Below are 20,584 nucleotides of genomic sequence, written 5' to 3' on the forward strand. Positions count from 1 at the left end.
ATGACCGCTCTACTGCGGACGGTGCGCCGGCAACGTGGCCTTACCCTCGAGCAACTGGCCGAGCGGACCGGCCTGACCAAGAGTTACCTGTCCAAGATCGAGCGCGGCCAGAGCACGCCGTCGATCGCGGTGGCGCTCAAGGTCGCGCGGGCGCTCGACGTCGATGTCGGCCGGCTCTTCTCCGACGATGCCGCCGAGGAGCAGATCACCGTCGACCGCGCCGACCCGGCCGGCGGGCGCTACCGGGCCCTGGCCACCACGTTGCTCGGTAAATCCATGTCGCCTTTCGTGGTGCGACCCACGGCAAACGCCTCTGAGGATCCACATCCCGAGCACACCGGCCAGGAATTCATCTTCGTGCACGTCGGGGCCGTCGAGTTGACGTACGGCGACCGCGTCATCTCACTCGTCGCCGGTGACAGTGCTTATTTCGATGCGTCCGTGGGCCACCGACTCAGGGCCGTCGGCGGTGAGCCCGCGGAAGTCGTCGTCATCACCGACCCGGGTCCGTAGCCCGGTGTCCCCCGATCGGGGGACACAACAAGGGCCCGTCGTGGGATACACATTGCACCGATGTGTAACGGAAAATAGCGTTACACATTGACATAAATCGTCACTGTGTAATGATAAATACCAGTTGCCGATTCACTAGGAGAATCATCGTGTCCTACGAAAACCTGTTCGCCGCCGAGGAGACCACGTACGGCCTGATCTCGTTCATCGTCGACGAGATCGCCGACTGAGAACGGCTCGCCGACCGGTGGGAATTGATCGCCCCCCGCTGGCCCGGGTTCTCGTCAGCAAACCGCCCAACATCTAGGCTCGGAATCGATATGCCCACGGACAACACCCCCGCCAGCCCGATAACCGCCGACGGCAGCCTGGTCGAGATCTATCGACGCGTGTCGGTGATCGACGAAGTCAACCTGATCACCGCGCACCTGGAACCGGGCGGCTCGGTGCTGGACCTGGGATCGGGAGCAGGACGCATCGCCAACCCCTTGGCCGACAACGGATTCCAGGTCACCGCAGTGGACGACTCGGCCGACATGCTCGCTCACGTACGCGGCGCCAGGACTGTTCAGGCCCGCATCGAAGACCTGCGACTGCCCGAGAAATACGACGTCGTGCTGCTGGCCAGCAGTCTGGTCAACTATCCGGGCGTGGACGCGCGCAGGGGTCTGCTCGCCACGGTTGCCCATCACCTCAATCCCACCGGCAAAGCCATCATCCAGTGGCGGCCGCCGGACTGGTTCGGCCGGCGACCCGCCGGCAGTTACCACCGTGCCGACGGCGACATGCAACAGACGATGACCATCCTGCACAACGACGGCGATGTCGTTCTCGGCGAGTTCACCCTCGAGTACGGCGGGCAGAGCCTGACGCAGTCCTTCGAAGCTCACCGGGTCAGCGTCGACGTCTTCCGCTCATTGCTCGACGAAGTCGGGCTGACACTGGACACCGAAGACCCGGATTCCGCCGAATGGCTCATTGTTTCCGCACGGACTTGACCCATCCGGTGGACGGCTCCGTACGCCGTTCGGAGGACCACAATTGGGTCCGTCCGTAGGCTGCCCAGGACCGATGCCCGCGTTGCACCATTGAGGCTCAATCACATTGAGCGAAAGGTGGTGTGTGCACCCATGGCACACGAAGTTCTGTTCTTCGACGAGGAGACCTCGTACTCGCTACTCAGTTTCGTCGTCGGCGACGTCGCGGAGTAAGCCTGGGCCGGGGATGCCTGCTCGGCTACCAGGGCCGCGTCGAGCAGGTGACTCCGGTGGTGGCGCTTCGCGAGTCCACCACCTGACCGTCGACGGCAATCTCGCAGCGCAGCTCCGGCGTGCTTCCCGAGCCGCAGTCCGGCCAGTGGCAGCCGCCGCTGGCGCTGACGAAGGCCCACTGGCCCGGGTTCGCGAGAGTGGCGGTGTACACGAGCGGCTGATCGGCGCTGAAGGTGGCCGGCACGGTGGTCAGAAACTGCGAGGAGTTCGCGTCGAACGCCCCTTGACTGGGCGGATCGGTGTTGATGTAACGGACGTTGCCGGTGAGGTTTCCGGTGGTGGTGATCGTGTAGGTCACCTGGTGTCCGGTCGGGTCCGCGAGGGCGGTCGGGGTCAAGCCCACGAAGGCCGCGCCCAGGATGCCTGCGGCGACCGCGCTTGCCAGTTTGTGCACGTTCGTCATATCGGAAACGCTACCGGATTCGTTACCTGCCCAAACCGGGCAAAGGTCTCTACCATCTAGCTGTGCCCACAGCCTTCGTGTTGTCCGGTGGCGCCAGCCTGGGAGCAATCCACGTGGGGATGCTGCGCGCCCTGGCCGACGAAGGGATCACCCCGGACGTCATCGTCGGCACCTCCGTCGGCGCCGTCAACGGCGGCTGGCTCGCGTCCCGGGCCGACGCCGCGGGCATCCGGGGCCTGGCCGATCTGTGGGTGTCGCTGACCCGCCAACAGGTCTTTCCCGCCCACCCGATGTCGGGTTTCATGGGCATTCTCGGGCGCCGGGCGCACCTGGTCCCTAACTCCGGCCTGCGGCGCATTCTCGCTAAGCAGCTGCAGTTCAGCCGGCTCGAGGACGCGCCGATTCCGCTGCACGTGGTGGCCACGGACGTCGTCTCGGGCACCGATGTGTTGCTGTCGTCGGGTGACGCAGTGGACGCGATCGCCGCCAGCGCTGCCATTCCGGGAATCTTTCCGCCGGTCAATATCAACGGACGCGATCTGATGGACGGCGGTGTTGTGAACAACACACCGGTGTCGCATGCGGTTGCGCTCGGCGCCGACCGCGTGTGGGTGCTGCCCACGGGTTACTCCTGCGACTTGCCCGCAACGCCCAAGTCCGCCGTCAACATGGCCCTGCACGCCATGACCATCGCCCTCAACCATCGGCTCGCCGCGGATATCTCCCGCTACGAAACCACCTGTGAGCTGCACGTTATCCGACCGCTGTGTCCGGTCGACATCTCCGGCTCCGACTTCTCGCACGCGGCCACGCTGATCGAGCGCTCGCATGCCGCGACCCGGGAGTGGCTGGCCGCGCACCCGCCGTCTACCGGGCAGGCGGCATTGCTGGAACCGCACCGCCACTAGACGCCTACCGGCGGGCCAGTGCTGGCGGCGTTCACCCGGGTCCGGTATGAAGCACCCCATGAGCGACGATCCGGGACAGGGAGACCCACCTGGCTTCAGCCGCCGCACGCTGATCACGACCGGCGCGGTGGCCGGTGTCCTCGGCGTCGGCGCCGGGGTGGGCGGGGCCGCGTTACTGCGGTCAGGTCACGCCGGGGTCTGGTCCCAGCCGGATCGCACCGGTGCGCCACCGGTGGCCGGCTTGCATCTGCAGTTCGGCCGGGATGCCGGCACCGAGGCGGTGGTGTCCTGGCATACCACCGACGCCGTCCGCAACCCGCGGGTGATGCTGGGCGCGCCGACGTCCGGATTCGGCAGCACGGTGGCGGCCGAAACCCGGACCTATCGAGACGCCAAGTCCAACTCGGAGGTTCGCGTCAATCACGCGCGGCTGACGGGCCTGCAGCCGGACAGCGACTACATCTATGCCGCGGTGCACGACGGAGCGCAGCCCGAGCTGGGGAGCCTCCGAACCGCGCCTGCGGGGCGAAAGCCGTTCCGCTTCACCAGTTTCGGCGACCAGTCGACACCGACGCTGAGCACCCTGACCGACGGCAGGTATGTCAATGACCACCTCGGATCCCCGGCGGCCGGTGACACCACGGCGGCGATCGAACGACTGGCGCCGCTGTTCAACCTGGTCAACGGCGACCTGTGCTACGCCAATCTGGCGGCCGACCGGATCCACACCTGGTCGGATTGGTTAGTCAACAACAGCCGCTCGGCCCGTCACCGGCCGTGGATGCCGGCCGCGGGCAATCATGAGAACGAATTGGGCAACGGGCCAATCGGTTACGGCGCGTATCAGACGTACTTCGCGGTGCCGGATTCAGGATCCAGTTCGCAGTTGCGTGGTCTGTGGTATTCGTTCACGGCCGGGGCGGTGCGGGTGATCAGCCTGAACAACGACGACGTGGCTTATCAGGACGGCGGCAACTCCTACGTGCACGCCTACTCCGGCGGCGAGCAGAAGCGTTGGCTGACAGCCGAATTGGCGGCGGCACGGCGTGACCCCGGGATCGACTGGGTAGTGGTGTGCATGCACCAGACGGCGATCTCGACCGCCAAGGCCAACGGAGCCGACCTCGGGATCCGCCAGGAGTGGCTGCCGCTGTTCGATCAGTACCAGGTCGACCTGGTGGTCTGCGGGCACGAACATCACTACGAGAGGTCGCACCCGTTGCGCGGCACCCTCGGAAGTGACACCCGGACGCCGATACCGGTCGACACCCGCAGCGACGTCATCGATGTGACCAAAGGCACCGTGCATCTGGTCATCGGCGGGGGCGGCACGTCGCACCCGACCAACGGATTGTTCTTCCCCGAACTGCGCTGCCAGGTGATCACCGGTGTGGGCGCCTTCGATTCCGCTCTGGGACGCAAGCCGCCGATCTACGTGATGGAGGACGCGCCCTGGTCAGCGTTTCGTGACCGCGACAACCCCTACGGTTTCGTGGCTTTCGACGTCGACCCGGGTGCGCCGGGCGGCAAGACGTCGATCAAGGCGACGTACTACGCGGTGCGGGGGCCGTACGGCGGGGTTGTCCCGATCGACCAGTTCACGTTGACCAAGCCGCGGGGCGGCTAGAACAGGGTCGGTTGCACGGGAGGCGGCGCGGGGATGGCCGGCGGCGTTGACGGTCGGGGATCACTGCCGAGCCGATACTTGGCGATCAACGGTCTGGCGCGGTCGCGCAGCACGTCGCGGTAGCTCTGTGGCAGGTAGGCGCCGCGACGGTAGAGGTCGCGGTAGCGGCTGGTCAGTTCCGGATGCGCCCGGGCCAGCCAGGCCATGAACCAGCCTCGGGTGGCGCCGCGCAGGTGCAAACCGAACACGGTGACGCTGGTGGCGCCCGCGGCGGCGATCTCTCCGAGCAGAGCGTCGAGGTGTTCGGTCGAATCGGTGAGGTGCGGCAGCACCGGCGCGACCATCACATGGCAGCCGAGATTGGCTTCGCGAATGGCGGTGATGAGCGCCAGGCGGGCCTGCGGGGTGGGCGTTCCCGGCTCGACATCGCGGTGCAGCTGCGGATCGCCCACCGCCAGCGAGATCGCGACCGACAGCGGAACCTGCTGAGCCGCTTGGGATATCAGCGGAAGGTCGCGGCGCAGCAGGGTGCCCTTGGTGAGAATGGACATCGGTGTGCCGGAGTCGGCGAGTGCGGAGATGATGCCGGGCATCAACGCGTAACGACCCTCGGCGCGCTGGTAGGGATCGGTGTTGGTGCCCAGTGCGACAGTCTCGCGTTGCCACGACGGGCGCCTGAGTTCCTGGCGCAGCACCTCGGCGACGTTGGTCTTGACGACGATCTGGGTGTCGAAGTCGGTGCCGACGTCGAAGTCCAGGTACTCATGGGTGGGGCGGGCAAAACAGTAGCGGCAGGCGTGTGAGCAGCCGCGATAGCCGTTGACCGTGTAGCGGAACGGAAGTGCGGCCGCGTTGGGCACCTTGTTGAGCGCGGATTTGCAGAGCACCTCGTGAAACGTCATGCCCTCGAACTGCGGCACCCGCACGCTTTTGACGAGGCCTAGGCGCTGCAGGCCGGGCAATGCCCCGTCATCGACGGGTGTGCCGTTGACCGCCACCGCTTGACCTGCCCAGCGCATATCTTTCATTCGAACAAGAGTTCGACGTCGCGTCAAGGGGGTGGGCCCTGGCGCGAGCGCCCGCAAATGTACGCGACCTACGGCGTGTCGCCGGCAACACGCGCACGCTCGCGACTTGGGGGCCGGGCGCGCCACCCGCACCCCTGGCGCGAGCGCCCGCAAATGTACGCGACCTACGGCGTGTCGCCGGCAACACGCGCACACTCGCGGGTTGGGAGCCGGGCGCGCCACCCGCACCCCTGGCGCGAGCGCCCGCAAATGTACGCGACCTACGGCGTGTCGCCGGCAACACGCGCACACTCGCGGGTTGGGGGCCGGGCGCGCCACCCGCACCCCTGGCGCGAGCGCCCGCAAATGTACGCGACCTACGGCGTGTCGCCGGCAACACGCGCACACTCGCGGGTTGGGAGCCGGGCGCGCCACCCGCACCCCTGGCGCGAGCGCCCGCAAATGTCCGCGACCTACGGCGTGTCGCCGGCAACACGCGCACACTCGCGGGTTGGGAGCCGGGCGCGCCACCCGCACCCCTGGCGCGAGCGCCCGCAAATGTCCGCGACCTACGGCGTGTCGCTGGCAACACGCGCACACTCGCGGGACCGAACGCCGGGCAAGCCCTCAACCCAGCCGCGAAAGCACCTCAGCGACCACGGAATCCACCGGAACCGACACCTGCTCCCCCGACCCCAGATCTTTGACGCCGATGGTGCCCGCTTCCAGATCGCGGTCCCCGGCCACCAGTGCCAACCGCGCGCCGGAGCGGTCGGCGGCTCGCATCGCACCCTTGAGCCCGCGGTCACCGTAGGCCAGGTCGACGCGCACGCCGGCGGCGCGCAGCTCGGCCCCAAGCACCGCCAGCCGCAGCTTCGCCGCCTCACTCAACGGCACGCCGAACACCTCACACCGCGCCGCGGACCCGACGCTCTTGCCCTCGGCGCGCAGCGCCAGCAGCGTCCGGTCGACCCCGAGGCCGAAGCCGATTCCGGAAAGGTCCTGTCCGCCAAGCTCTTTCATCAGGCCGTCATAACGGCCGCCGCCGCCGATGCCGGACTGCGCACCCAGCCCGTCGTGTACGAACTCGAAGGTGGTCTTGGTGTAGTAGTCCAGCCCGCGGACCATGCGCGGATTGATGACGTACCGAACCCCCAGCGCATCCAGGTGAGCCAGCACGGTGTCGAAATGTTGCTTGGCCCCATCGGAGAGATGATCGAGCAGCACCGGCGCGTCGGCCGTCATCGCCTTGACTTCGGGACGCTTGTCGTCGAGCACCCGCAGCGGGTTCAACGTGGCCCGCTGCCGGGTCGGCTCGTCGAGGTCGAGGCCGAAAAGGAAGTCCTGCAACAATTCCCGATATTGCGGACGGCAGCTCTCGTCGCCCAGTGAGGTGATCTCCAACCGGAAGCCGTCCAGGCCCAACGACCGGAACCCGGCGTCGGCGACGGCGATCACCTCGGCGTCCAGCGCCGGGTCGTCGACCCCGATCGCTTCGACGCCCACCTGTTGCAACTGGCGATACCGGCCGGCCTGCGGGCGCTCGTAGCGGAAGAACGGACCCGCGTAGCACAGCTTCACCGGCAACGCGCCGCGATCCAGGCTGTGCTCGATCACCGCGCGCACCACCCCCGCGGTGCCCTCGGGCCGCAGCGTCACCGAGCGGTCGCCGCGGTCGGAGAAGGTGTACATCTCTTTGGACACCACGTCGGTGGACTCCCCCACCCCGCGGGCGAACAGCGCGGTGTCCTCGAAGATCGGCAGCTCGATGTGGCCGTAGCCGGCCCGCCGGGCAGCGGACAGCAGCCCGTCGCGCACGGCGACGAACTCCGCGGAATCCGGCGGGATGTAGTCCGGAACGCCTTTTGGTGCAACGAATTCCGTCACGGGCTCAGGCCTTCGATGAACGGGTTGTACCGGCGTTCGGCGCCGATGGTGGTGGAATTGCCATGTCCGGGTAGTACCACGGTCTTGTCGTCGAGCACCAACAGTTTATTGACGATCGAACGCAACAGGTCACGCCCGCTGCCGCCGAACAGGTCGCTGCGGCCGATGGAACGCTCGAACAAGGTGTCGCCGCTGAACACCACGTCGGCCTCCTTCTCGGCGGCCTGCAGGATGCGGAAACACACCGATCCCCGCGTGTGCCCGGGGGTGTGGTCGATGTTGACGGAGATGCCGCCGAGGTCGATCTTGTCGCCGTCGCGGTCCAGCTCGACGACCTGCTTGGGCTCCCGGAAGAACGCGCCGGCGAACAGCTGCGCGAGCCGCGGCCCCATGCCGTAGATCGGGTCTTTCAGCATGAACCGGTCCTCGGGATGGATGTAGGTCGGGCAGCCGAAGGTGTCCGAGACCTTCTGGGCGGACCACATGTGGTCGATGTGGCCGTGAGTGATCAGCACCGCGGCCGGAGTCAACCGATTCTTGTCGAGTATTTGCTGCAGTTGGCCCATAGCGCGCTGGCCGGGGTCGACGATGATGGCGTCAGAGCCTGGCCGCTCGGCCATCACGTAACAGTTGCACTGCAACAATCCGGCCGGAAATCCGGTGATCAACACGGTCCCAGTTTCCCATCCCGCGAGCCATGGAAAGATAGCGGCCGTGCCGACCAATCAGCAGCGACGTGCGACAGCAAAGCGCAAACTCGAGCGGCAGCTGGAGCGCCGCGCCAAGCAGGCCAAAAGGCGCCGCATCCTGACGATCGCGGGGGGCGCGGTCGCCGCCGTGGCGGTGGTGGCCGCCGTCGTGGTCGCCGTCGTCGTCAGCAAGGACGACAACAAAGCCAACCCCTCGGCGTCGCCGACGTCGAGCAGCGCCGCGCCCAGCCCGTCGGCCGCGGGTCTGCCGCCGGTGCAGCTCGGCAACGCCGTGCCGTTGCCGCCGTTCAAGGCGCCGGCCAACCTCGGCGCCAACTGTCAGTACCCCGCGTCGCCGGACAAGGCCGTCAAGCCCGTCAAGCCGCCGCGGACCGGCAAGGTTCCCACCGAGCCGGCCCAGGTGAGCGTCAGCATGGTGACCAGCCAGGGCAACCTGGGCCTGCTGCTGGCCAACAACGAATCACCGTGCACGGTGAACAGTTTCGCCAGCCTGACCAACCAGGGCTTTTTCAAGGACACCAAGTGCCACCGACTGACCACGTCGCCGTCGCTGTCGGTACTGCAGTGCGGCGATCCGAAGGGTGACGGGACCGGCGGCCCCGGATACCAGTTCGCCAACGAATACCCCACCAACCAGTACCCCGCCAACGACCCCAAGCTCAAGGAGCCCGTGATCTATCCGCGCGGCACCATCGCGATGGCCAACGCCGGACCCAACACCAACAGCAGCCAGTTCTTCCTGGTCTACCGCGACTCGGCGCTGCCGCCGGAGTACACGGTTTTCGGCAAGATCCAGGACGACGGTCTGGCCACGCTGGACAAGATCGCCGCGGCCGGGGTCGCGGGCGGCGGGGAAGACGGCCCACCCGCGGTGGATGTGACCATTACTTCCATCCTGCTCGACTAACGTAGGGTCCCGGGGTCGGCGGCGGCTTACGGGAGGAGATTCGTGGCCGAGAGCTCGTTCGGTCGGTACCAGCTGCGGGGGCTGCTGGGGCGAGGCGGCATGGGGCAGGTGTACCGCGCCTACGACACCCAGACCGACCGCATCGTCGCCATCAAGCTGCTGCCGGAGAATCTGGCCGAGGACAAGGAGTTCGAGCACCGGTTCCGGCGCGAGGCACGCACGGCCGCCAGCCTCAACGACCCGCACGTCGTGCCCATCCACAGCTTCGGCGAGATCGACGGCCGACTCTATGTCGATATGCGTCTGGTCGAGGGGCGCGACCTGACGAAGTTCATCGCCGAGAACGGCGGCCGGCTCAGCCCGGCGCAGACCGTCGCGATCATCGAGCAGACCGCGGCCGCTCTGGAAAGCGCGCACCAGGTGGGACTCGTGCACCGCGACGTCAAGCCGTCGAACATCCTGGTCGCCGACGCCCGCAACTTCGTCTACCTGATCGACTTCGGGATCGCCCGCGCCACCACCGACACGGCCCTGACGCAGACCGGAATGACGATGGGCACACTGGCCTACCTGGCGCCCGAACGCTTTCGCGGTATCACCGACCCCCGCGCCGACGTGTACGCGCTGGCCTGCACGCTGTATGAGTGCCTCACCGGCGCGCGGCCCTATCCCGGTGACAGCTTCGAGGAGCAGATCTCCGGCCACCTGCACGCGCCGCCGCCGCGCCCGACGGCGACCCGTCGTGACGTGCCGCCGGCCTTCGATGCGGTGGTCGCCCGCGGGATGGCCAAGGACCCGGAGGCCCGGTACCAGACGGTGACCGAACTCGCCGAGGCCGCCCGCGCCGCTCTGGGGGGCGCCGGGATGGCGTTGCCGCCACCGCCGCCGCCCGAGGCACACACCGACCTGGCCTCGTCGGGCCCTGACGCGCCGGCCCCGGACAAGGCAAGCCGCACCATGCTGATCGCAACGGTCGCGGGCTCGGGACTGGCGCTGGTCCTGGTCGCTGCTCTGGTCGCATTTTTCGCCGGTGGCGACGACGACGGTTCGAACACCCCGACTACCCGCACGACAGTGACGACCACGACGCAGGCGCCAGAGACGACCACCGAAACAACCGCGGACCAGTCGGACAGGGGCAAGACCGAATCCACAGACACGGTCGACACGACAGACGTCTCTGGTACGCCGTAGCCCGCGAGTTGAATATTCCGAGGCGATCGTAATTGGCAATAAGAGCTTCGGACTGCGCTTATTGCGCAGATTATTGAATTCAAATATCACACGGGTTTGCGGGCGCAAACTTTGAGCCCGGAGTGACCGATGCGATGTCAGCGTGACGCCTAAACTCCGCTTTCATCGTGTAAGTGCGGAAATCTGTCGGCCGACGGATAGCGAACTTCGCGTCGTGTCCATTCGAGACAGTAGGTGATTGCCGTGTCGTGGGTGAACGTCGGGCTGGACAACTTGGCAATGGCCGCAAGGGATCTGGTTGAGATAGCCGCTGCAATCCAGACCGCCGGCAGCGCCGCCGCGCTACCCACGACCGCCATCCTGCCGGCGGCCGCTGACGACGTGTCGACAGCCATTACGGCATTGTTCGGCAACTACGCCGTGGATTTTCAACAACTGAATGGCCGTCTGGTGGCGCTACAGGAACAATTCGTAGCGGGCATCAGTGCTGCGGCGAATGCCTATGCGCAGACAGAACTGGCGAACGTGCAACGGCAGCTCCTGGATGCGACGAATACGCAGTCGCGGGCGCTGTTGGGCCGACCACTTATCGGCGACGGTGTCGACGCGACGGCACCGGGACAAGCGGGCGAACCCGGTGGGCTGCTGTACGGCGATGGCGGAAATGGCATGGCCGGGTCCACTCCCGGAATGGCCGGTGGCGCCGGCGGTGCTGCGGGACTGCTCGGGAGCGGCGGACAAGGGGCCGCGGGGGGTGCGGGCGCCCCGGGTGGTGCGGGTGGCGCGGGCGGGTGGTTGTTCGGCAACGGCGGCAGCGGCGGCAGCGGCGGGACGGCGGGTGGATCAGGTGGGCTGGGCGGACGCGCCTGGCTGGCGGGCAATGGTGGCGCGGGCGGCGCCGGAGGGGCCACGGCGGTTGGCGGCGCAGGCGGCGTGGGTGGATGGCTGTTCGGCAACGGGGGCGCCGGCGGCAGCGCGGTGGCCGGCGGGATTGGCGGGCAGGGTGGCCAAGCTTGGTTGTTCGGCAACGGCGGCGCGGGCGGTGACGGAGGTGGTGGAGCCACCGGTGGCAACGGCGGCCGAGGCGGCTGGCTGATCGGCGACGGAGGCGACGGCGGGATTGGCGGGACGGCCCTCGACCCGGGCCAGGCCGGCGGGAGCGGCGGAAATGGCGGTGCTGCGGGACTGATCGGTGCCGGCGGATTCGGCGGCGCCGGGGGCAACGGCTTGGCCGGAAAGGCCGGACTGACGGCCACCGCCGCAGGCAACGCCGGAACTGCGGGGAGCACGGGCGGGGCCGGGGGCGACGGAGGTGCGGGCGGCGCCGGCGGGTTGCTGTTCGGCAAAGGTGGGCCGGGCGGAGACGGCGGCCTGGGCGGCGCGGGCGGTGCCGCCGGAGCCGGCGCGAACGGAGTAGATGCCGCGGCCATGCCCGGCGGTACCGGTGGCACGGGTGGTGAAGGCGGCGCCGGCGGAACGGGCGGCGCCGGCGGTAACGGCGGGGTCGGTGGGGCCGGCGGCCTGACCGGTAACGCCGGCAAGAACGGCGTCGGCGGGGCGGGCGGCGCAGGCGGCGCGGGCGGCGACGGCGGTAACGGCACCGCCGGTGCTCGCGGCATCGAAGGTGGTCCCAACGGAGGAATCGGTGGTGACGGCCGGGACGGGGGCGCCGGCGGTGCCGGCGGGAAGGGCGGCGACGGTGGCGCCGGTGGCGCGACGCCGGCGGGTAAGGCCGGCCTTCAGGGGGCTGGTGGGGTTGGCGGCAATGGCGGATCCGGGGCCGCTGGCGGTGACGGCGGGCGCGGCGGTGACGGGTCTGTGGGCCCTGGCGCCGGCGGCAGAGGCGGCAACGGCGGGAATCCGGGTGGCGGCGGCGCTGGGGGGCTCGGCGGCGCTGGCTCCACTCCTGGCGCCAAAGGCCTCGCCGGCAGCGCTGCCCTGACCGGGGGTAACGGCGGCGCGGGCGGCAACGGCGGCAACGGCTTCGAATTCGCCGGTGTAAGCAGACCTGGTGGTGCCGGCGGCGACGGCGGCAACGGCGGCCTGGTGGGCAATGGCGGGGCAGGCGGCAACGGCGGCGAAGGAGGCCCCGGCGGCGAAGGCGCGATCGAGACACAACCCGGCGCGAAAGGGCAGATCGGAGCTACCGGCGCCGCTGGTGGCGACGGCGGGAAAGGTGGCGCCGGCGGAGCACTCGCCGGTAATGGCGGCGCCGGCGGAAATGGCGGAACCGGCGGGTCCGGCGGGACTGGTGGTCAAGGCGCCGACGGAGCCGACGCCACGATCCTGGGCGGCGACGGAAACCGAGGCGGTGACGGAGGCAAAGGGGGTACCGGCGGAGCGGGCGGCAACGGCGGCCTCGGCGGCGCCGCGCCGGCGGGCAAAGCGGGCGCTCAAGGGGTCGGCGGGGCCGGCGGCCAAGGTGGGACCGGTGGCGTCGCGGGCAACGGCGGCAAAGGCCAGCTCGGCGTGCAGGGCATCAACAACGGCGCCGGCGGCAACGGCGGCAACGGCGGCGACCCCGGACAGGGCGGGGACGGTGGGATCGGAGGTCTCGGATCCACCCCCGGCGCGAAGGGCGGAATCGGCGCAGGAGCCGTCAGCGGGGGCAATGGCGGCGACGGCGGACAGGGTGCGGCAGCCACCACGGTGGGCGGCACGGGTGCGACCGGCGGCAAGGGCGGCGACGGCGGTTTGGTGGGCAACGGCGGCAAGGGCGGAACCGGCGGCACCGGCGGCCCGGGCGCGGTATCGACTGATCCAAACGCGCCGGCCGGCCCCGGTGGAACGGGCGGGATCGGAGGCAGCGGCGGCCGGGGTGGGTCATGGGCCGGTGACGGTGGGGCTGGCGGCGTCGGTGGTACCGGAGGGACCGGCGGCACCGGCGCCAACGGCACCAACGGCGGCCTCGGTGCGCCGTCTGGCGGGGCCGGCGGCGAGGGCGGCACAGGCAGCGATGGCGGCATCGGCGGGAAGGGTGGGACCGGCGGAAGCGGCGGGCCAGCCCCTGTCGGCAAGGCCGGGATCCAGGGTGCCGGCGGAACCGGAGGTGTGGGCGGCACCGGGGGCAACGGCGGAAAGGGCGGCAACGGCGGACCCGGGGCCGGGGTCACCATCAACACGCCGCCGAACGGTAACGGCGGCATCGGCGGGCGAGGTGGTGATGCCGGCAACGGAGGAACCGGCGGCGCCGGCGGGTCGGGCTCCAGCGTCGGAGCCTCCGGCGCTACCGGCATCCGCGGCAATGGTGGTGACGGCGGAAACGGTGGAAACGGTGGCGACGGCGTCGCCCTCTTCTACCCCAACCCCGGCAACGGTGGTGATGGCGGTCTCGGAGGCAGCGGCAACATCGGCGGTAACGGCGGAAACGGCGGTAACGGCGGCGACGGGGTGCAGGCGTACAAAGGCGGCAAAGGCGGCAAGGGCGGAGATGGGGGCGCCGGTGTGGTCAACGGCGGCAATGGCGGTAACGGCGGCAACGGCGGCAGGGGCTCGGACGGTAGTACCGGAATCTTCGGCTCCCCCGGAGAAGAAGGCGGTCCCGGGGGTGATGGGGGTCGCGGCGGCAGCATTTCCGTCAACGGAAAAGCGGTGCCAGGAGGCTTTGCGACTGGCGGCTCGCCTGGTAACCCGCCCACCGGAATCGGTGGCGTCTTCGGCGGGAGCGGCGGCGCCGGCGGGAAGGGCGGAACCGGCGCGAAGGCCTAGGCGGCATTGGGCAACGCGCAGACACCGCTACCCGTACCTGTCCTGCGCACCCGACCGGCGCCTGATCCGCCTGAGTCGTCCTACGAAGCTGACGTCACCCGGTACACGTCGTACACGCCCTCGACATTGCGCACCACATTGAGCAGGTGTCCCAGGTGCTTGGGGTCGCCCATCTCGAAGGTGAAGCGGCTGATGGCCACCCGGTCACCTGACGTGGTGACCGACGCCGACAGGATGTTCACCTTCTCGTCCGCGAGCACCCGGGTGATGTCCGACAGCAGGCGGTGGCGGTCTAGCGCCTCGACCTGAATCGCCACGAGGAACACCGAGGAGGCCGACGGCGCCCACAGCACCTCGATGATGCGCTCGGCCTGCTGCTGCAGCGATGCGGCGTTGGTGCAGTCGGTGCGGTGCACACTCACGCCGCCACCGCGGGTGACGAATCCCATGATCTGGTCGCCGGGCACCGGGGTGCAGCACTTGGCCAGCTTGGTCAGCACACCCGGTGCGCCGGGGACCGAGACACCCACATCTTCGGTGCTGCGGGGACGGCGCAGCATGGTCGTCGGTGTGGACCGCTCGGCCAGTTCCTCCTCGGCCTGGTCGAGGCCACCGAGTTCGGCCAGCAGTCGCTGCACCACGTGGCGGGCCGAGACGTGCCCCTCCCCGATCGCGGTGTACATCGCCGACACGTCGGCGTAGTGCAGCTCGCGGGCCACCGCGGCCATCGACTCGCCGTTGACCAAGCGCTGCAACGGAAGTCCGCCACGGCGCACCTCGCGGGCCATGACTTCCTTGCCGGCCTCCAGCGCCTCTTCGCGGCGCTCCTTGGCAAACCACTGCCGGATCTTCGACTTCGCCCGCGGCGACACCACGAACTGCTGCCAGTCCCGCGACGGCCCGGCATTCTGGGCCTTGGAGGTGAAAACCTCTACGACTTCCCCGTTTTCGAGCTTGCGCTCCAGCGCCACCAGTCGTCCGTTGACCCGGGCCCCGATGCAGCGGTGGCCGACTTCGGTGTGCACCGCATAGGCGAAGTCCACCGGCGTGGATCCCGTCGGCAGCGTGAAGACGTCACCTTTGGGCGAGAACACGAAGATTTCTTGCACCGCAAGGTCGTAACGCAACGACTCGAGGAACTCGCCGGGGTCGGCGGCCTCCCGTTGCCAGTCGAGCAGTTGACGCATCCAGGCCATGTCGTCGATCTCGGCGGCGGCATGTGGGTGCGGAACGCCGTTGCGGCCCTTGGCTTCCTTGTAACGCCAGTGCGCGGCAATGCCGAACTCGGCCGTCTTGTGCATGTCGCGGGTGCGGATCTGCACCTCCAGCGGCTTGCCCTCCGGGCCGACGACGGTGGTGTGCAGCGACTGGTACACGCCGTATCTGGGCTGGGCGATGTAGTCCTTGAACCGTCCCGCCATCGGCTGCCACAGCGAATGCACCACGCCCACAGCGGCATAGCAGTCGCGGATCTCGTCGCACAGAATGCGGATCCCGACCAGGTCGTGGATGTCGTCGAAGTCGCGGCCCTTGACGATCATCTTCTGGTAGATCGACCAATAGTGCTTGGGCCGGCCCTCCACGGTCGCCTTGATCTTCGATCCGTTCAAGGTGTTGGTGATCTCTGTGCGCACCTTGGCCAGGTAGGTGTCGCGGGACGGCGCGCGACCGGCGACCAGCCGGACGATCTCCTCGTATTTCTTCGGGTGCAGGATCGCGAACGACAGATCCTCCAGCTCCCACTTGACGCTGGCCATCCCGAGCCGGTGCGCCAGTGGCGCAATCACTTCCAGTGTCTCGCGGGCCTTGCGCGCCTGCTTCTCCGGCGGCAGGAAACGCATGGTGCGCATGTTGTGCAGCCGGTCGGCCACCTTGATCACCAGCACCCGCGGGTCGCGCGCCATCGCGGTGATCATCTTGCGGATCGTCTCGCCCTCGGCGGCGCTGCCCAACACGACCCGGTCCAGCTTGGTCACGCCGTCGACGAGGTGGCCCACCTCTTCGCCGAAGTCTTCGGACAGTTGCTCGATGGTGTACCCGGTGTCCTCGACGGTGTCGTGCAGCAGCGCGGCCACCAGCGTCGTGGTGTCCATGCCCAATTCGGCCAGGATGTTGGCGACGGCCAGCGGGTGGGTGATGTAGGGGTCACCGGAGTGCCGGAACTGGGTGGCGTGCCGCTGGTCGGCGACCTCGTAGGCCCGCTGCAGGATCGCCAGATCCGCTTTCGGATAGACCTCCCGGTGCACCGCGATCAGCGGCTCCAGAACCGGGTTGATGGCGCCGCTGCGGGCCGTCATCCGTCGCGCCAGCCGGGCCCGGACTCGGCGGGACGCGCTGGTCGTGGTCTTGAGCGGCTCTACCGGCGGCTCGGGAATGTCCGCGACGGGCAGCGGTTCGGTCGGTGGCGCGGCAGCCTGCAACGTGCTCTGGTCTTCCGCCACGTCAGTCACCTCCGCTTAGAGGATATCTGGTCCGCACGGGTCGTTCAGGTATCCGGTGTTCCGTCAGGGCGGGCCTCGTGGTGTCGACGGCCGACGGTGCGGCGGTCTTCTTTCATCTCGGACTCGAAGATGTGCCGCATGCCGGCCTGCAGTTCGTCACGGATCCGGCGCTCATGGTCGCGGAACGGCGACCAGTAGTCGTCGTCGAATTCCTCGACGATCTGGAAGGTCCAGCGTCCCTGCAGCACGTTGCGGCCCACCATGTCTTCCTCGAGCCGTCGGGCGATGTCGTCGTGCCCGGCGGCACGCAACTTGTCGCAGGCCTCGCCGAGCAGCAGGTCCGCGTGTCCCATGAGCTGGTGAAACGAGTACAGGTGGCCGCGGGCCCGCTCCACCCACTCCAGCGCTTCGGTCACCGACCCGACCGCCTCTACCGTGGCATCGCTGACCCCGGCAGGCCGTGGCCGCGGGTTGGCCGCGCCGTCGACACCCTTGCCACCCATCACGCTTTCCTTCCCGTTAGCTGACTGCTATGCGCGGCTCAGGCTGTGCAGGGGCAACGGCGCGATCGCCGCACGGCCGCCCAGCGCCTCCAGCTCCATGACGACCGCCGCACCGGTGACGTGAGCGCCGACCCGCTCGAGCAACCGCTGCGCGGCGCCGACGCTACCGCCGGTGGCCAGCACATCGTCGATGACCGTGACCCGAAGGCCCGCCAGTTCGATCCCGTCGGCGGGGATCTCGATGGTGGCCGCGCCGTACTCCCGCTCGTAGTCCTCGCTCAGTACCGGCGGCGGGAGTTTGCCACCTTTGCGGATCGCCAGCACGCCGGTGCGTAACCGGGTGGCGACGGCCGCGGCAAGCAGAAAACCGCGCGAATCGATGCCCGCCACCAGGTCGGAGCCGACCGCGGCGGCTGCCAGGCCGTCGGTGATCGCGGCCAGCGCGTCCCGGTCGGCGAATACCGGGGTGAGGTCACGGAACAGGACGCCGGGTTCCGGGAAGTCAGGGACGGTACGGGACAGCGTCGTGATCATGGCGGGGACAGTGCTCACCGCGGCCTCATTGCATCAGTGCCCATCGGTCCATGTTCCAGCCGACCCCCCAGCGCGTCGGATTGCGGCTCACCGCGTACATCTTCTTCGACATCAACAAGGTGCGTTGCTGCCGGTACAACGGCAGGGTCGGCATATCGCCCCACAGAATGGGCGCGCCCTCGGCCAGCAATCGAGCCCGCTCGGCAGGATCCGCCGAGACCGCCAGCGCGCCGATGATCCCGTCCACCTGCGGGTTTGCATAGCCCGACAGGTTGTTGCCATTGCCGCCGTGCAGGTCGTAGGCATCCATCGACGACGATCCGGTGGACCCGCTGCCGCTGGCTCCCCCGGTGCTGGCCAGCAACACGTCGATCTTCCCGTCCCGCAGCGCCTGCGGGCCCGAGGTGTCCAGCGTCACGTTGGAGACGGTGATGCCGGCCGGTGCGCACGAGGCGGCGATGGACCCGACGGTGGCGGCCAGCCGGGCGTTCGGCCCGCGGTAGCCGATCCGCACCGTCAGCGCGACGTTATTCAGCGCGGCCCGCGCCGCGTTCGGGTCGGCCTTGCTGAACTGGGCCGCCTCGTTGGCGCCCTCGGCCGCGGACAGCGCGTCCTCGGCCGCCGGGGAGAGTCGCGAGTTGGCGACCGGCACGCCCGCGTCGCGGGCGATCGCGTCCCGTGGTGTGCACAGCGCGAACGCGTGCCGCGCGGCGCTCGTCGCCAACGGGCCCTGCGCGGCGAAGATGAGCTGCTCGATGCCCGCTGACGGCGCATCGGCCCGCTCGTAGTTGTCCGGGGTGGCCAGCGCCCCCGACGATCCCGCCGCCACATCGACGACGTCGACGCTGCGGTTGTTCACCCGATCCTGGATGTCAGCGCCCTGCGGCCAGACGGTGATCCGCTTGGTGATCGCCTTGGCGCCCCACCAGCGGTCGTTGGCCACCAGCACCACCGCACCGCCGTCCAGCACGCGCTCGATCTTGTACGGCCCGGACGACGGGAACCGCTTGAGATCGATACCCGGCTTGAGGTCCCAGGTGCTGTTCCACACCTTCGCGACCTGCTCGACCACCGCGCCTTTGTTGGTCAGCAACGCCGTGGTGATGTCGGTGCCGAGGGTGTCGGAGATGACGTGCGACGGCATCATCGTGGTCGCGGTGAACAGCTGGGTGTAGTCGACGACGCCGCGGTCCGGGATGAACGAGACCCGGGCCTTTTTCTGGCCGGGTGTGCACTCGATGTTCGCGATGTCGACGTATCCGGCCTGGGTGGCGGCGTCGAACCCTCCGAAGCGCCCGGACTGGGCCGCCCAGGCCAGCACCAGGTCGTCGCAGGTCACCGGCTTGCCGTCGGAATAGACAGCGTTGTCCGCGATTTGGTAGTCCAGCACCAGGGGCGAGCCGCCCACTACCGAGATGGTGCCGAAGTCGTGGTCGGCGACGACCTGCCCGTCGGGCCCGTGGTAGCCGAAGCCGGTGAGGGTGCGGGCGAACGCCTGGGCACCCGCCGAGGCGGCGCCGATCACGGTGTTGGTGTTGTAGGTGGACAGCACGCCGTCCACGACATAGTCGACCCGCCCCGCGGCGCTGCCCGAGCACGCGGTGACCGTGGACGCCGCCAGCACTGCCGTCACGCCAGTGGCCAGCATGGCTCCCCGCCAGCGAGACCAGGTGGACATCCGGCCTACCGCTTGCCGGCGTTTCGCTTGCCGGTGGGACGCCGCGTACCGGTCGGACGCGCAGGTCGCGCACCGGGTGCCGGCTTGTTGGTGGCCGCCGGCTTGCTGACGGTGACGACCTCGGTGGCCTGTTCCGCCGTTGCGGCGTCATCGGCGTCCTCGGCGTCACCGTCGGCGGGCTCTGCTTTGGCGTCCTTGGCGGCCGGCTTCTCGGGGACCGCGCCGGCACTGCGTCGCCGGAGCACCCGCCGGGTGTGCGTGCGCACCAGCTCGGTGCGTTCCCGCATGGTCACCAGCAGCGGCGTGGCGAAGAAGATCGACGAGTAGGTGCCCACGATGATGCCGATGAGCTGCACCAGCGCCAGGTCCTTCAGCGTGCCGACGCCCAGCAGCCATACCGCCACCACCATCAGCGCGAGCACCGGCAGCACCGAGATCAGGCTGGTGTTGATCGACCGCATGAACGTCTGGTTGACGGCGAGGTTGGCTTGCTCGGCGAAGGTGCGCCGGGTGGTGTGCTGGAAGCCGTGCGTGTTCTCTTCCACCTTGTCGAACACGATGACGGTGTCATAGATCGAGAACCCGAGGATGGTGAGCAGCCCGATCACCGTGGCGGGGGTGACTTCGAAGCCCACCGCCGCATACACGCCGGCGGTGACGGTGATGTCGAAGATCATGGCCGCCAGCGCCGACAGCGTCATGTAACGCTCGTAGCGCACGGTGATATAGACGGCGACCAGAACCAGGAACACCACCAGCGCGATCACCGCCTTCTTGGTGATCTGGCCGCCCCAGGTTTCCGATACCGCAGCGTCGCTGATGGCCTTTTTACTCGGATTACCGTCCGGGCCCTTGGGGTGGAACGCGTCGAACAACGCGTTGCGCAGTTTCTCGGTCTGCTCGTTGGACAGGGTTTCGGACCGGATCTGCACGGTGGCCGACGAACCCTTGCCGACGGTGACCACCGACTCGGGGTCCTTGCCGATGGTGCGGTGGAAGACATCTTCGACCTGGGTGACCTGGATGGTGCCCGAGGTACCCGCGGACGGCATCGAGACCGTGGTGCCGCCCTTGAAGTCGATCCCGAAGGTGAACCCTCGGATCAGGATCGCCAGGATGGCGATCGCCATGATCGCCCCGCTGATGCCGTACCAGAGTTTGCGGCGCCCGACGACCTCGAAGGCGCCGGTGCCGGTGTACAACCGTGAGAGGAAACTGTGTTGCGGCCCAGTGATTTTCGAGTCGTCGTCGGCTTCGATGACTTCGGTCTTGGCTTCGGGCTTGGACGCCATG

At 68.7% G+C, this 20,584-nt stretch carries 15 protein-coding genes and 1 pseudogene; 7 read left to right on the forward strand and 9 right to left on the reverse strand.

The window, feature by feature from the left end; all coding sequences use genetic code 11:
- Nucleotides 1–513 carry a helix-turn-helix domain-containing protein gene (locus ACNQS7_RS06795; protein WP_418011965.1) on the forward strand — a complete coding sequence of 171 codons (513 nt, stop codon included), beginning with the start codon at nucleotides 1–3 and terminating at the stop codon, nucleotides 511–513.
- Between the two features lie 320 nt (nucleotides 514–833).
- Complete coding sequence (locus tag ACNQS7_RS06800) at nucleotides 834–1,511, forward strand: class I SAM-dependent methyltransferase (protein WP_418011966.1); 678 nt, start codon at nucleotides 834–836, stop codon at nucleotides 1,509–1,511.
- A gap of 238 nt (nucleotides 1,512–1,749) precedes the next feature.
- On the opposite strand, the gene ACNQS7_RS06805 is transcribed toward ACNQS7_RS06800, so the two are convergent.
- Complete coding sequence (locus tag ACNQS7_RS06805; RefSeq protein ID WP_055578347.1) at nucleotides 1,750–2,187, reverse strand: hypothetical protein; 438 nt, start codon at nucleotides 2,185–2,187, stop codon at nucleotides 1,750–1,752.
- Nucleotides 2,188–2,249: 62 nt separating this feature from the next.
- Between ACNQS7_RS06805 and ACNQS7_RS06810 the strand changes: the two genes are divergently transcribed.
- Nucleotides 2,250–3,095 carry a patatin-like phospholipase family protein gene (locus ACNQS7_RS06810; RefSeq protein ID WP_418011967.1) on the forward strand — a complete coding sequence of 282 codons (846 nt, stop codon included), beginning with the start codon at nucleotides 2,250–2,252 and terminating at the stop codon, nucleotides 3,093–3,095.
- Nucleotides 3,096–3,153: 58 nt separating this feature from the next.
- Nucleotides 3,154–4,722: a purple acid phosphatase family protein gene (locus ACNQS7_RS06815; RefSeq protein WP_418011968.1), complete on the forward strand. Its 1,569-nt coding sequence runs from the start codon at nucleotides 3,154–3,156 to the stop codon at nucleotides 4,720–4,722.
- On the opposite strand, the gene ACNQS7_RS06820 is transcribed toward ACNQS7_RS06815, so the two are convergent.
- The 3 genes from ACNQS7_RS06820 to ACNQS7_RS06830 all read right to left on the reverse strand — a co-directional run bounded on the left by ACNQS7_RS06820 (nucleotide 4,719) and on the right by ACNQS7_RS06830 (nucleotide 8,287).
- Nucleotides 4,719–5,741 carry an Rv2578c family radical SAM protein gene (locus tag ACNQS7_RS06820; RefSeq protein ID WP_418015916.1) on the reverse strand — a complete coding sequence of 341 codons (1,023 nt, stop codon included), beginning with the start codon at nucleotides 5,739–5,741 and terminating at the stop codon, nucleotides 4,719–4,721. The genes ACNQS7_RS06815 and ACNQS7_RS06820 overlap by 4 nt on opposite strands.
- Before the next feature lie 615 nt (nucleotides 5,742–6,356).
- The gene (gene hisS, locus ACNQS7_RS06825) at nucleotides 6,357–7,616 is read right to left on the reverse strand and encodes a histidine--tRNA ligase (RefSeq protein WP_418011969.1); all 1,260 of its coding nucleotides are present in this window, start codon (nucleotides 7,614–7,616) and stop codon (nucleotides 6,357–6,359) included.
- Nucleotides 7,613–8,287, reverse strand: a complete 675-nt coding sequence (locus tag ACNQS7_RS06830) for an MBL fold metallo-hydrolase (RefSeq protein ID WP_418011970.1) — start codon at nucleotides 8,285–8,287, stop codon at nucleotides 7,613–7,615. The genes hisS and ACNQS7_RS06830 overlap by 4 nt, the downstream gene beginning before the upstream one ends.
- A gap of 43 nt (nucleotides 8,288–8,330) precedes the next feature.
- Here ACNQS7_RS06830 and ACNQS7_RS06835 point away from each other — a divergent pair, with 43 nt between their 5' ends.
- The 3 genes and pseudogenes from ACNQS7_RS06835 (at nucleotide 8,331) to ACNQS7_RS06845 (ending at nucleotide 14,135) form a co-directional block, all read left to right on the forward strand.
- Nucleotides 8,331–9,233, forward strand: a complete 903-nt coding sequence (locus tag ACNQS7_RS06835; protein ID WP_055578341.1) for a peptidylprolyl isomerase — start codon at nucleotides 8,331–8,333, stop codon at nucleotides 9,231–9,233.
- 99 nt (nucleotides 9,234–9,332) lie between these two features.
- A pseudogene (locus tag ACNQS7_RS06840) lies at nucleotides 9,333–10,089 on the forward strand (serine/threonine-protein kinase); the annotation flags it as partial.
- 581 nt (nucleotides 10,090–10,670) lie between these two features.
- Nucleotides 10,671–14,135: a PE family protein gene (locus ACNQS7_RS06845; RefSeq protein WP_418011971.1), complete on the forward strand. Its 3,465-nt coding sequence runs from the start codon at nucleotides 10,671–10,673 to the stop codon at nucleotides 14,133–14,135.
- An 80-nt stretch (nucleotides 14,136–14,215) separates the two neighbouring features.
- Here ACNQS7_RS06845 and ACNQS7_RS06850 read toward each other — a convergent pair whose 3' ends face one another.
- Genes ACNQS7_RS06850 through secF form a run of 5 tightly spaced genes read right to left on the reverse strand, consistent with a single transcriptional unit; the run spans nucleotide 14,216 to nucleotide 20,583 of the window.
- The gene (locus ACNQS7_RS06850; protein WP_055578380.1) at nucleotides 14,216–16,576 is read right to left on the reverse strand and encodes a RelA/SpoT family protein; all 2,361 of its coding nucleotides are present in this window, start codon (nucleotides 16,574–16,576) and stop codon (nucleotides 14,216–14,218) included.
- A 44-nt stretch (nucleotides 16,577–16,620) separates the two neighbouring features.
- Nucleotides 16,621–17,079, reverse strand: coding sequence for a hypothetical protein (locus tag ACNQS7_RS06855; RefSeq protein WP_418011972.1), 459 nt, complete (start codon nucleotides 17,077–17,079; stop codon nucleotides 16,621–16,623).
- Nucleotides 17,080–17,106: 27 nt separating this feature from the next.
- The gene (locus tag ACNQS7_RS06860) at nucleotides 17,107–17,613 is read right to left on the reverse strand and encodes an adenine phosphoribosyltransferase (RefSeq protein WP_418015917.1); all 507 of its coding nucleotides are present in this window, start codon (nucleotides 17,611–17,613) and stop codon (nucleotides 17,107–17,109) included.
- Nucleotides 17,614–17,638: 25 nt separating this feature from the next.
- Nucleotides 17,639–19,291 carry an ABC transporter substrate-binding protein gene (locus tag ACNQS7_RS06865; protein ID WP_418011973.1) on the reverse strand — a complete coding sequence of 551 codons (1,653 nt, stop codon included), beginning with the start codon at nucleotides 19,289–19,291 and terminating at the stop codon, nucleotides 17,639–17,641.
- Nucleotides 19,292–19,296: 5 nt separating this feature from the next.
- Nucleotides 19,297–20,583, reverse strand: a complete 1,287-nt coding sequence (secF, locus tag ACNQS7_RS06870) for a protein translocase subunit SecF (RefSeq protein WP_418011974.1) — start codon at nucleotides 20,581–20,583, stop codon at nucleotides 19,297–19,299.
- Between the last annotated feature and the right edge of the window lies 1 nt (nucleotide 20,584).

The sequence above is a fragment of the Mycobacterium sp. 23 genome (genome assembly GCF_048287075.1).
Taxonomy (GTDB): domain Bacteria; phylum Actinomycetota; class Actinomycetes; order Mycobacteriales; family Mycobacteriaceae; genus Mycobacterium; species Mycobacterium gordonae_B.